The organism is Streptomyces sp. NBC_01622 (assembly GCF_045209635.1).
Classification (GTDB): Bacteria; Actinomycetota; Actinomycetes; order Streptomycetales; family Streptomycetaceae; genus Streptomyces.
The window spans coordinates 7828615-7840036 of record NZ_CP109293.1 but is presented as its reverse complement, the minus strand read 5'-3'; the positions used below and the strand labels follow the sequence as shown (position 1 = coordinate 7840036).

Below are 11422 nucleotides of genomic sequence, written 5' to 3'. Positions count from 1 at the left end.
CCCCTTCGGGGCTGCCCATCCCCCTAACATGCGGGCATGAAGCAACAATCGGCGCAAGCCCGTTGGGAGCAGCGGACTCAGCGGCCGTTGCTGGCGCTCGCCGTTGCGTTTGCCCTGGCCTATGCCGTGCCGATCGTGGACACCACCGCCGGTCATTCGCTGACGGCGGTGTGCACGGCCGTCGAGTGGGTGGTGTGGGCGGCGTTCGCCGCCGACTATCTGATGCGGCTCGCGATGTCCCGGGACCGGCGGCGGTTCGTGCGGACGCACTGGATGGACCTGTGCGCGGTCGTGCTGCCGATACTCCAGCCGCTGCGGCTGCTGCGCATGGTGTCGACGCTGATACTCGTCGGGCGGCGGGCCCGGATGGCCTCGCAGATCCAGCTGACGACGTATGTCGCCGGCGCGGTGGTCGGGCTGCTGATGTTCGGCTCGCTCGCGGTGCTGTCCGTGGAGCGGGACTCCCCCAACGGGAACATCCGGACGCTGGGTGACGCCGTGTGGTGGTCGTTCACGACCATGACGACGGTGGGGTACGGGGATCACGCGCCGACCACCGGGCTGGGGCGGATGATCGCCGTCGGGCTGATGCTGTCCGGGATCGCGCTGCTCGGTGTCGTCACCGCGAACATCGCCACCTGGTTCATCGCCCGGTTCGAGAAGGACGACGTGGAGGAGCGCCGGCAGACCGAGGCCATCGAGGCGCTCACGGAGGAGGTGCGGGCGCTGCGGGCGGAGGTGGCGGCACTGTCGGGGGTGCCGAGCCTGGTCGGCCCCGGTTCAGAAGAACGTCCATAGAACCGCCGCCACCGTGTCTATCGCGCCCAGGACCAGGGCCACCAGGGCCATCACCCGGCGTGAGCCCGCCCACCTGCGGCCCATGGCCAGCCAGCCGCAGATCACCGCGATCGGGCCGAGGACGATCCCCAGGTTCCCCGCCAGGAAGAAGCCCGCGATCGCGCAGACCAGTCCGACGATGGCGAGGGTCGCTCGGTCCGACCCGATGCGTGTTCCGCGTCCTGAGCCCGTCATCGTCAACTCCCTGGATGTCCACGCCAGTTCCGTACTACGACGGCTACCCCCGTACGCATGAAAAAAGCCTGCCTGCGCGCTGCCCCCCTCCGGCAGCGCGCCGCAGACCACCCCGTCCCCCCTGCCCTGCGGAGGACTTGACTTACTGTGACCTGCGGCGCGTACCGAACGCCAGGAATCTTTAGCGCAGTCACCCTGATAGGCGAACTCGCCCTGAATCAGGGTTAGATGTGCCGTCAGATGTGAGCGGCTCCGGCGCCCGCCTCCGCGTTCTCGCCGCGCTTGGTCAGCAGGGCGACGAACACCGCGACCACCGCCACGCCGGCGGCGACCAGGCAGGCCAGGCTCATGCCGGAGATGAACGTGTCGTGGGCGACCGTCGTGATCTTCGCGGCGATCGCCTCCGGGGTGCCCTTGGCGACCGGGGCGACACCGACCTGGACCGCTTCGGAGGCCGCGTCCAACTGGGGCTGGGTGAGCTTGGGCAGGCCCGCGCCGGTCCAGTTGCCGGGCAGGTCGCTGTCGACGCGGGAAGCCATCACCGCGCCGAGGACGGCCGTACCGAGGCTGCCGCCGATCTGCATCGCGGCCTGCTGGAGACCGCCGGCGACACCGGAGAGCTCCATGGGCGCGTTGCCCACGATGACCTCGGTGGCGCCGACCATCACCGGGGCGAGACCGAGGCCCAGCAGGGCGAACCAGATGGACATGACGGGGCTGCTGGTGTCCGACTCCAGGGTGGACATGCCGTACATGGCGATCGCGGTGGCCGCCATGCCGCCGGCCAGCGGGATGCGCGGGCCGAGCTTGGTGATCGCGGCGCCGGCCAGCGGGGAGCCGACGATCATCATCCCGGTGAGTGGGAGGAGGTGGAGACCGGCGTCGATGGGGCTCATACCGTGCACGTTCTGCAGATAGAACGTCACGAAGAACAGGCCGCCCATGAAGGCGATCGCCATCAGGACCATCAGCACGACGCCCGCGGACAGCGGGACCGAGCGGAACAGGCCCAGCGGGATCAGGGGTTCCTTCACCCGCTGCTCCCAGAAGGCGAACAGGGCGAAGCCGAGCACGGACACGGCGAGGAATGTCCAGGTCAGGCTGGCACCCCAGCCCCAGGTGGGAGCCTTGATGAGGGCCCAGACGAGGCAGAACATCGCGCCGGAGAGCAGCGCGATGCCGAGGATGTCAAAGGAGCGCGGCGCGTTCTTGGCGCGGTGGTCGCGCAGGATCAGCAGGCCGAGGACGAGCGCGATGGCGCCGACCGGCACGTTGATGAAGAACACCGACTGCCAGTTGACGTGCTCGACGAGGACGCCGCCGAGGATCGGGCCGCCCGCGGTGGAGGCGCCGATGACCATGCCCCACAGGCCGATGGCCATGTTGAGCTTCTCGGCCGGGAAGGTGGCCCGCAGCAGGCCGAGCGCGGCCGGCATCAGCAGCGCGCCGAAGAGGCCCTGGAGCACGCGGAAGGTGACGACGAACGCGATGCTGTGGGAGAGCCCGATGGCACCGGAAGCGGCGGCGAAGCCGGTGACGCCGATCAGGAAGGTCTGGCGGTGGCCGAAGCGGTCGCCGAGCTTGCCGGCGGTGATGAGGGAGACCGCGAGGGCGAGGAAGTAGCCGTTGGTGATCCACTGGACGTCGGCGAAGCTGGCGCCGAGGTCCTTCTGGATGGCCGGGTTGGCAATGGCGACGATGGTGCCGTCGAGGGCCACCATCATGACGCCGACGGCGACGGTTATGAGGGTGAACCACGGGTGGCCGCGCAGCCCCGTGGAGGGCGTCGGGTCGGACGGGGCGGCTGCTGCCTTGTCCCCCGGCCCCGTCGCGCTGATGGTGGTCTGACTAGTCATGCGTTCGAGGCTAGTGTCAGCCGCTGACAGTTGACAAACAGGTTCAGATGTCGGCGGCTGTCAACAATCGCGAGGAGAACGGCATGGAGACATTGCGCGAGCGCAAGAAGGCCCGTACGCGGGACGCGCTGCTGCGTGCCGCCCTCGAACTGTTCACGGCCAAGGGCTACGAACAGACCACCGTCGACGAGATCGCCGAGGCCGTCGACGTCTCGCAGCGCACCTTCTTCCGCTACTTCGCGAGCAAGGAGGAGGCCGTGTTCTTCGTGCCCCGGCTCACCGAGACGCACTTCGTCGAAGCCGTCCGCGCCCGCCCGCCGCACGAGGCCCCGCTGGAGGCGCTGCGCCGGGCCGTGCTGGAGAGCTGGGACACCATCAACGAGGCGATCCAGCAGGTCGTACCGCTGGAACTGCACATGCGCACCTACCGGGTCATCGAGTCGACGCCCGCGCTGCTCGCCGCGCATCTGCGGCGCTCGATGGAGCTGGAGGAGGAACTCGCGCAGATCATCGCCGTACGCGAGGAGCTCGACGTGGACACGGACCATCGCCCCCGGTTGGTGGTGGCCGTGTTCGGCGGCGCGATGCGGGTGGTGGAGCGGACCTGGATCGCGGGGGACGACCTGAGCATCGAGGCGATGCGGGAGCTGACCGCCGCCTACCTCGACGGGGTGGGCCCGGCGCTCGCGGGGAACTGGCGCGCGAGCGAGTCGTATTGAGTTCCTCATCACGTACCGCTGAAACGTGATCCCCATCACTCGGTTAACGCGAGACCCTCTCGTTCTCCTAGTGTGTCCTCCCAGTGACTTCCTTCGACTCCTCCCCCACGCTGAACGCCTGGCGCGCGCTGCTCGCGCTGGCCGTGGTGTTCGTGATGCTGGCGACCACCGGCTGGACCGCGGTGCGCAGCCATCCCGGGAAAACGGCGCTCCAGGCCTCCCTCTCCGCATGGGAGCACGGCCACATAAACGGGCGCGAGCTGCCCGACCCGGACGCCTCCCCGACCCGGCTGGCCCGCTTCTTCGCCTCGCTCACCGCACAGCAGCGCACGCGCCTCGCGCACCGCTATCCCCTCGCGGTCGGCAACATGAACGGCGCCCCGGTCCAGCTGCGCTACCGCGCCAACCACATCGCCCTCGACCAGGCCCGCAAGGTCGAGAAAAAGCGCATGCACGACAGCCGCCTCACGCCCTACGGCAAGCAGGAGGCGGGCCGCCTCATGCACCGCTTCGAGGCGCTGATGAGCGGGAACCACCACATCCTGGCCTTCGACCCCGAGGGCTCGGGCCGCATCGCCGAGGTCTTCGGCGACCTGGACACCGCGCAGCGCGTCTCGATCATCGTCCCCGGTGTCGACACCGACCTGCTGACCTTCCAGAAGACGAACAAGAGCTACTCGGCGCCGGTCGGCATGGCGCAGAACCTGTACGCCGCCGAGAACACGGCGAGGTCCGCGACCGACACCGGCACGCGCACGGCCGTCATCGCCTGGGCCGACTACACCGCGCCCGGCGGCCTCGGCATCGACTCGGCCACCGCCGGACGCGCCGAAGCCGGTGCCGTACGGCTGAACGCGCTGGTGCGCGCGCTGCCCGGCTCCTCGCAGATCGCCCTCTTCTGCCACAGCTACGGCTCTGTGGTGTGCGGGGTCGCCGCGCACGAACTGCCGCCCCGGGTGACCGACATCGCGGTGGCCGGCAGCCCCGGTATGCGCGCCTCGAACGCCTCCCACCTGCACACCCTCGCCCGGGTGTGGGCGATGCGGGACGCCGACGACTGGATCCAGGACGTGCCGTACATGGAGGTCGGCGGTCTCGGCCACGGCGAGGACCCGGTGTCCAACGTGTTCGGCGCGCGGGTGCTGGCCGCGAAGGACGCCAAGGGTCACACCGGCTACTTCGCGTCGGGCACCGACAGCCTCGCCAATTTCGCCGACATCGGTGTGGGCGCGTACGACGCGGTGTCGTGCGCACACGACACCGACACCTGCCGACAGGGTCTGTCCGACGCCACGGCGGCCGGACGCGCGTAGAAACAGCAGGAACTGCGGTCTGCGCGGGGATGGGACGGAGGAGTGTGTGCCGCCTACGATGAGCCGCATGGGTGACGTACTGGCCGGATTTCATGCCGCTTGGGAGTTCGAGTCCGACTTCGTGCGTATCCGCTACGAGCGGGGCATTCGGACACCCAAGCTGTTCCAGACACTCGGTGAACGCCTGATCCCCTTCGACGCGATCGACACCGTGACACTCGCCCCCGGCAGACGCGGCACCGTCGTCCTGCGCATCGTGCCGCGCCCCGGCGCCGACCCCCTCATGGAGGCGGCGGCCGGCCAGCTCAAGGAGGGCAGCGACCCCTGTCAACTGGTGCTGCCGGCCGAGCGCGAGACCCTCGCCGAGTACTACGCCGACGAGCTGCGCGCACACCTGAAACGCGACCGCGGGCCGGCCGAACGGTTCCTGGTGGCCGCGCCCGAAGTGCCGCTGCGCTTCAAGGCATACGACGGAAAGGCGACCTTCGACGGAAAGACGGTGTCCTTCCGCTGGTTCTGGACGGGCGCCTCGTCCGCGAAGTGGAAGGCCGGCGACCAGACCTTCCCGGTCGCCGACCTCAACGGCGTCGAGTGGCGCTCCCCCGAGGTCTTCGAGGGGCATCTACGGCTGCTGCGGGGGGCCGCGCCGCCTGTGCCGGTGGATCAGGACCCGGCGGCCGTGGTGTTCGGGCTCGGGTACGGACCGGTGCACGAGTCGCTGCCGTTCGCGGCAGCGGTCCTCTCAGCGGTGCGGTCCGCCCGGCCTACGGCCGTGATACCGGCTGCTCGGCGTGACCCGGCGGACATCGCCGAGCGGATCCGGCACCTCGGGGAGTTGCATCAGGCGGGGCTGGTGACGGACGAGGAGTTCACCGTGAAGAAGGCGGAACTCCTCGCGGAACTGTAAGAACCCCTACTCCCTGCTCGTCGATGCGAAGGCCATGTCCGCGTAGCGGTCCCCCGCCACCTTGCCGGCGATCGGCTCCAGCAGACTCAGCTCGTCGTCCGTGAGGACGATCCGCGTCGCCGCCGTGTTCTCCTCCACCCGCGTGCGCTTGGTGGTGCCGGGGATCGGGATCACCGGGAGGCCGTGGACCTGGGCCCGCTGCTGGGCCCAGGCCAGGGCGATCTGGCCGAGGGAGGCGCCGTGGGCCTCGGCGACCGTGCGGACGGGTTCCAGGAGGCCCGCGTTGGCCGCCGCGTTCTCGCCGGTGAAGCGGGGCTGGTGCCGGCGGAAGTCGCCCTCCGTCAGGTCCTGTTCGGCGTTGGCGAAGGAGCCGGTGAGGAAGCCGCGGCCGAGCGGCGAGTACGGCACGACGGCCGAGCCGAGTTCGACGGCCGCCCCGACCAGGCTGATCTCGACGTCCCGGCTGAACAGCGACCACTCCGACTGCACGGCGGCGATCGGGTGCACGGTGTGCGCGGCGCGCAGCTCCGCTCCCGTGACCTCGCTCAGCCCGAGATGCCTGACCTTGCCCTCGCGCACCAGTTCCGCCATCGCGCCGACGGTCTCCTCGATGGGGACGTCCGGGTCGCGGCGGTGCATGTAGTAGAGGTCGATGACGTCGATGTCGAGACGTCGCAGGCTCGCCTCGACGGCCTGGCGGATGTAGGGCCGGTCGTTGCGGATGACCCGCCGGGTGGGCTCGCCGGGCGGGATCGACATGGCGAACTTGGTGGCGACGACGACCTCGTCGCGATGCGCCTTGAAGAACGGCGACAGGAACCGCTCGTTCTCCCCGGCCCCGTACACGTCCGCCGTGTCGTAGAAGGTCACGCCGAGCTCCAGCGCCCGGTCCAGGGTGGCCAGCGACTCCTTCGCGTCGGGGGGACCGTAGGCGAAACTCATGCCCATGCAGCCGAGGCCCTGGACGCCGACCTCGGGGCCGTCCGCGCCGAGCCGCGCGGTCGGGATCGTGGTGTCGGTCATCCTGCCTTCTCCTTCTCGTAGGCGTGGGCCTCGCCGTAGAAGGCGATCTTCCGGTCGAGTACGGCGAGGGTGTCGTGCAGTTCGGCGATCCTGGCCAGGACGTCCCGGCGGGTGGCTTCGAGGAGGTCGAAGCGGTCGCCGTAAGTGTGGTCGCCCTCGCGCACCAGCTCGGCGTAGCGGACCATGTCGGCGACCGGCATGCCGGTCAGGCGGAGCTTGCCGACGAGGTCGAGCCAGTCGAGGTCGCGGTTGCTGTAGCGGCGCTGGCCGGTGTGCGAGCGGTCGATGTGCTGCATCAGTCCGATGCGCTCGTACCAGCGCAGGGTGTGAGCCGTCAGGCCGGTGAACGCGACGACCTCGCTTATCGTGTAACTGTCCGCGCCGTCGGGACGCCGCTCGGTCTGCGGCGGGCCTCCGCAGCTGTCGGTCCTGGCACCCGTGGTCTCCATCACCGTCATGACCACCACGCTATGGCCTTGGAGTGCACTCGAAGCAAGCGGAACCGGTAAGAAATCGGCGGGACGGCCGAGACCGAGCGCTTAGGCTCGACGCCATGTCCTTGCAGAGCCTCGCGTTGATCGAGAACTGGCCGGTGCCGACCGCGGCGGCAGGTGTCGTACGAGCCGACGGAACCGTCCTCGGGACCCGCGGCCCGACCGCCCACCGCTTCCCGCTCGCCTCGGTCACCAAGCCCCTCGCGGCCTACGCCGCCCTCGTCGCGTACGAGGAGGGCGCCATCGAGCTGGACGAACCGGCGGGCCCGCCCGGCTCCACCGTCCGCCATCTCCTCGCCCACACCTCGGGCCTGGCCTTCGACGAACACCGCGTGACGGTACCCCCCGGACAGCGCCGCCTGTACTCGAACGCGGGCTTCGAGCAGCTCGGCGACCACATCGCGAAGGCGACGGAGATCGAGTTCGCCGAGTACCTACACCAGGCGGTCCTGGCCCCCCTGGGAATGAGCTCAACAACCCTCGACGGCTCCCCGGCGAAGGACGGCGTATCGACCGTCGACGACCTCCTCCTCTTCGCCGCCGAACTCCAGGCACCACGCCTCCTGGACCCCCGGACGGTCGCCGAGGCGATGACGGTCCAATATCCGGGCACGAAGGGCGTGTTGCGGGGCTACGGCCACCAGAACCCCAACGACTGGGGCCTCGGCTTCGAGATCCGCGACTCCAAGTCCCCCCACTGGACGGGCAGTTCGTCCTCCCCGCGCACCTTCGGCCACTTCGGCCAGTCCGGTACGTTCCTGTGGGTGGACCCGACGGCGGGCGCGGCCTGCGTGGCACTGACGGACCACGCGTTCGGAGCCTGGGCGGTCGACGCCTGGCCGGTGTTCACGGACGCGGTACTCGCCGAACTCGCCGAACTCCCCACCCCTTAAAGCATCTCCCACATCAGCAGCTCAGCCCCGGTCGCCGCCGCCTCCACCACCAGATCCCGCGCATCCGTGATCCGGGCGGCGTCCCCGGGCCCCAACTCCTCTCCCCCGAGCCGCACTTCACCCCGCACCACATGCACATACACATGCACCGCGTCCGGTACGGCCGTCCGCTCGCCCGGGACCAGCCGCCGCACATGCAGCATCGCGCCGGCCTCCGGCACCGCGTACGGGGTGGAGTCGGCGATGCCGTGGACGATCTCGTACGACGGTTCGCCACCGGGCTCCAGCGGTGCCAGCCACATCTGCACGAAGGTCAGGGGCGAGTCACTGTCGTTGCGCTCGACGTGCCGCACCCCGGCCGCCGAACTGAGGCGCTGCACGTCACCGGGGCGGACGCGGCTGAGGTGGCCGGTGGAGTCGCGGTGGCTGAGCTCCCCCTCGACGACCCAGGTGACGATCTCGGTGTGGCTGTGCGGGTGTTCGCCGAACCCGGCGCCCGGGGCGAGCCGCTCCTCGTTGCAGGCGATGACCGCACCGAACCGGAGGTTGTCGGGGTCGTAGTGCGGCCCGAAGGAAAAGGCGTGCCACGACTGGATCCCGGCCTGCGGGTCCCCCCCTGAGTACCGCTCGACTGCACGCCGTACGTCCATCACACCCACCACGGTAGTCGCGCCAACGGCAAGGGCCCACCAACTCCCGCTGTCCCCACGCGCCGGCCGAGAGGGAGCCGTAGGGGCGCGCCGGTGTCGAGAGCCCCAGCGCGCGGAGGCCCGAAGGGCTGAGCACGGTGGGGCTCTCGACACCGGCTTGAAGCGCCCCGAAGGCGACCGAACCAAAAGAGGTGCGCGCGACGGCGCCTACCCAACACCGCCCCACCTCCCCGCCCCGCAAGCAACCAAGCCACACCGGATAAGGCAGTCTTGTTCCGTGCCCGAACCCGAAACCACCAAACCCGCAGGCCCCCCGCCCCGCGCCCACTCGCACCCGGCAACCCTCAAGCGGCTGGAGCAGTCGTCCGGGAGTCTCGCCGCCCAGGCCATCGCGCGCATGGACGAGTCGCTGCCGTGGTACCGGGCGATGCCCCCGGAGAACCGTTCCTGGATCGGGCTGGTCGCGCAGGCCGGTATCGCCGCGTTCACCGAGTGGTTCCGGCATCCCGACGCGCCCCAGGCCATCTCCACCGACGTCTTCGGTACGGCGCCACGCGAGCTGACCCGGGCCATCACGCTCCGCCAGACCGTGGAGATGGTGCGTACGACGATCGAGGTCATGGAGTCCGCGATCGACGAGGTGGCGGCCCCCGGCGACGAATCCATCCTCCGCGAGGCGCTGCTCGTGTACGCCCGTGAGATCGCCTTCGCGACCGCCCAGGTGTACGCGCAGGCCGCCGAGGCACGCGGCGCGTGGGACGCACGGCTGGAGTCGCTGGTCGTGAACGCCGTGCTGAGCGGGGAGGCCGACGAAGGAGCCGTCTCCCGGGCCGCCGCGCTCGGGTGGAACTCGCCCGAGCATGTGTGCGTGGTGCTGGGTACCGCGCCCGACGGTGACAGCGAGCTGACCGTGGAGGCGATCAGGCGGGCCGCCCGGCACGCCAAGCTCCAGGTGCTGACCGGGGTGCTCGGCGACCGGCTCGTGGTCATCGCGGGCGGCAGCGACAACCCCCTCGCGGTCGCCAAGTCGCTGATCGGCCCGTATGCGGCCGGACCTGTCGTGGCCGGGCCGATCGTGCCGGATCTGCTGGCCGCGACCCGGTCCGCGCAGGCCGCCGCGGCCGGGCTCAAGGCCTGCTCCGCCTGGCAGGACGCACCGCGCCCGGTGCTGGCGGACGACCTGCTTCCGGAACGCGCGATGGCGGGTGACCCCAGTGCGCGCGACCAGTTGGTGGAGGAGATCTACAGACCACTGGAGGAGGCCGGGTCCGCGCTCCTGGAGACGCTCAGCGTCTACCTGGAGCAGGCGAGTAGTCTCGAAGGCGCGGCGCGCATGCTGTTCGTCCATCCCAACACCGTGCGCTACCGGCTTCGACGTGTGACTGACGTCACCGGCTGGTCGCCGTCCGATGTACGCTCCGCGTTCACGCTGCGGATCGCGCTGATCCTGGGGCGTCTGGCCGATGGAGATCTCCAGACCTAGGTTTTTGTCGGGGCCCCACAAAACCCCCTCGTGTTCTTCGTCCCTGTCCCCACGGGCGGTCGTGCCCGTCCCCAAGAGAGAGTGTGAGAGTGCTCGTACTCGTCGCTCCCGGCCAGGGCGCCCAGACGCCCGGCTTCCTGACCCCCTGGCTCGACCTCCCCGGTGTCGAGGACCGTCTGCGTGCCCTCTCGACCGCCATCGACCTCGACCTGGTGCACTACGGCACGAAGGCCGACGCGGACGAGATCCGTGACACCGCCGTCGCCCAGCCGCTGCTGGTCGCCGCCGGACTGGTCTCCGCGACGGCTCTCGGCGAGGTGTCCCCGAACGCCGTCGCCGGTCACAGCGTCGGCGAGATCACCGCCGCCGTGTTCGCCGGTGTCCTCGACGACACGGCCGCCCTGACCCTCGTACGCAAGCGCGGTCTGGCGATGGCCGAGGCCGCCGCGATCACCGAGACCGGGATGGCCGCGCTGCTCGGCGGGGACCCGGACACCACGGTCGCGCACCTGAAGAAGCTGGGACTGACCCCGGCCAACGTGAACGGCGCGGGCCAGATCGTGGCCGCCGGCACGCTGGAGCAGCTCGCCGCCCTGGAGGCCGACAAGCCCGAGGGGGTGCGCCGGGTCGTGGCACTGAAGGTGGCCGGCGCGTTCCACACCGAGCACATGGGCCCGGCGGTCGACGCGCTCGCCGAGGCCGCGCGTGAACTGACGCCCGCCGACCCGAAGTTGACGTACGTCTCGAACAAGGACGGCAAGGCGGTCGCCACCGGCACCGAGGTGCTGGACCGCCTCGTCGGCCAGGTCGCCAACCCGGTCCGCTGGGATCTGTGCATGGAGACCTTCAAGGAGCTCGGCGTCACCGCGCTCCTTGAGGTGTGCCCCGGCGGCACTCTGACCGGCCTCGCCAAGCGCGCCCTGCCCGGCGTGCAGACGCTGGCCCTGAAGACCCCCGACGACCTCGACGCGGCCCGCGAGCTCATCGCAGCTGCGGCCGGTTCTGCTGCTGACGCAGCGGGCGCCAACGCCTGAAGAAGGAGCCGTACGAAC

Annotated in this window: 12 protein-coding genes; 7 read left to right on the top strand and 5 right to left on the bottom strand. The window is 70.3% G+C overall.

Going from position 1 to position 11422, the window contains the following annotated elements; genetic code table 11:
• The first annotated feature begins 36 nt into the window (after positions 1-36).
• A complete protein-coding gene (locus OH768_RS36265; protein WP_406460157.1) occupies positions 37-798 on the top strand; it encodes a potassium channel family protein in 762 nt (253 codons plus the stop codon).
• Here the strand turns inward: OH768_RS36265 and OH768_RS36260 are convergent.
• A complete protein-coding gene (locus tag OH768_RS36260) occupies positions 781-1032 on the bottom strand; it encodes a hypothetical protein (RefSeq protein ID WP_406460156.1) in 252 nt (83 codons plus the stop codon). The two genes, OH768_RS36265 and OH768_RS36260, sit on opposite strands and share 18 nt — an antisense overlap.
• 236 nt (positions 1033-1268) lie before the next feature.
• On the bottom strand, positions 1269-2888 hold the full coding sequence (locus tag OH768_RS36255) for an MFS transporter (protein WP_406460155.1): 1620 nt from the start codon (positions 2886-2888) through the stop codon (positions 1269-1271).
• A gap of 83 nt (positions 2889-2971) precedes the next feature.
• On the opposite strand from OH768_RS36255, the gene OH768_RS36250 reads away from it, so the two are divergent.
• From OH768_RS36250 to OH768_RS36240, 3 genes are all read left to right on the top strand, one after another.
• Entirely contained in the window at positions 2972-3607 is a 636-nt protein-coding gene (locus OH768_RS36250) for a TetR family transcriptional regulator (protein ID WP_406460154.1), read from the top strand.
• Positions 3608-3690: 83 nt separating this feature from the next.
• Entirely contained in the window at positions 3691-4920 is a 1230-nt protein-coding gene (locus OH768_RS36245; RefSeq protein WP_406460153.1) for an alpha/beta hydrolase, read from the top strand.
• Positions 4921-4978: 58 nt separating this feature from the next.
• Positions 4979-5827, top strand: a complete 849-nt coding sequence (locus OH768_RS36240) for a DUF4429 domain-containing protein (protein ID WP_406460152.1) — start codon at positions 4979-4981, stop codon at positions 5825-5827.
• Positions 5828-5833: 6 nt separating this feature from the next.
• Here the strand turns inward: OH768_RS36240 and OH768_RS36235 are convergent, their stop codons facing one another.
• Positions 5834-6850 carry an aldo/keto reductase gene (locus tag OH768_RS36235; RefSeq protein WP_406460151.1) on the bottom strand — a complete coding sequence of 339 codons (1017 nt, stop codon included), beginning with the start codon at positions 6848-6850 and terminating at the stop codon, positions 5834-5836.
• Positions 6847-7308 (bottom strand): MerR family transcriptional regulator, encoded by a 462-nt coding sequence (locus OH768_RS36230; RefSeq protein ID WP_406460150.1) that lies wholly within the window; start codon positions 7306-7308, stop codon positions 6847-6849. Before OH768_RS36230 ends, OH768_RS36235 begins: the two co-directional genes overlap by 4 nt.
• Positions 7309-7403: 95 nt before the next feature.
• On the opposite strand from OH768_RS36230, the gene OH768_RS36225 reads away from it, so the two are divergent.
• A complete protein-coding gene (locus OH768_RS36225) occupies positions 7404-8237 on the top strand; it encodes a serine hydrolase domain-containing protein (protein WP_406460149.1) in 834 nt (277 codons plus the stop codon).
• On the opposite strand, the gene OH768_RS36220 is transcribed toward OH768_RS36225, so the two are convergent.
• A complete protein-coding gene (locus OH768_RS36220; RefSeq protein ID WP_406460148.1) occupies positions 8234-8887 on the bottom strand; it encodes a pirin family protein in 654 nt (217 codons plus the stop codon). The genes OH768_RS36225 and OH768_RS36220 overlap by 4 nt on opposite strands.
• 277 nt (positions 8888-9164) lie before the next feature.
• Here OH768_RS36220 and fasR point away from each other — a divergent pair, with 277 nt between their 5' ends.
• A complete protein-coding gene (fasR, locus tag OH768_RS36215) occupies positions 9165-10370 on the top strand; it encodes a fatty acid biosynthesis transcriptional regulator FasR (RefSeq protein WP_359615352.1) in 1206 nt (401 codons plus the stop codon).
• Between the two features lie 89 nt (positions 10371-10459).
• Positions 10460-11404 (top strand): ACP S-malonyltransferase, encoded by a 945-nt coding sequence (locus OH768_RS36210; protein WP_406460147.1) that lies wholly within the window; start codon positions 10460-10462, stop codon positions 11402-11404.
• The last annotated feature ends 18 nt before the right edge of the window (positions 11405-11422 follow it).

Excerpts from the sequence above, each read along its gene's own strand:
- OH768_RS36250 (WP_406460154.1), top strand. The coding sequence starts at position 2,972 with ATGGAGACATTGCGCGAGCGCAAGAAGGCCCGTACGCGGGACGCGCTG.
- OH768_RS36240 (WP_406460152.1), top strand. The coding sequence starts at position 4,979 with ATGAGCCGCATGGGTGACGTACTGGCCGGATTTCATGCCGCTTGGGAG.
- OH768_RS36230 (WP_406460150.1), bottom strand. The coding sequence starts at position 7,308 with ATGACGGTGATGGAGACCACGGGTGCCAGGACCGACAGCTGCGGAGGC.
- OH768_RS36235 (WP_406460151.1), bottom strand. The coding sequence starts at position 6,850 with ATGACCGACACCACGATCCCGACCGCGCGGCTCGGCGCGGACGGCCCC.
- OH768_RS36265 (WP_406460157.1), top strand. The coding sequence starts at position 37 with ATGAAGCAACAATCGGCGCAAGCCCGTTGGGAGCAGCGGACTCAGCGG.
- OH768_RS36220 (WP_406460148.1), bottom strand. The coding sequence starts at position 8,887 with ATGGACGTACGGCGTGCAGTCGAGCGGTACTCAGGGGGGGACCCGCAG.
- OH768_RS36255 (WP_406460155.1), bottom strand. The coding sequence starts at position 2,888 with ATGACTAGTCAGACCACCATCAGCGCGACGGGGCCGGGGGACAAGGCA.
- OH768_RS36260 (WP_406460156.1), bottom strand. The coding sequence starts at position 1,032 with ATGACGGGCTCAGGACGCGGAACACGCATCGGGTCGGACCGAGCGACC.
- OH768_RS36225 (WP_406460149.1), top strand. The coding sequence starts at position 7,404 with ATGTCCTTGCAGAGCCTCGCGTTGATCGAGAACTGGCCGGTGCCGACC.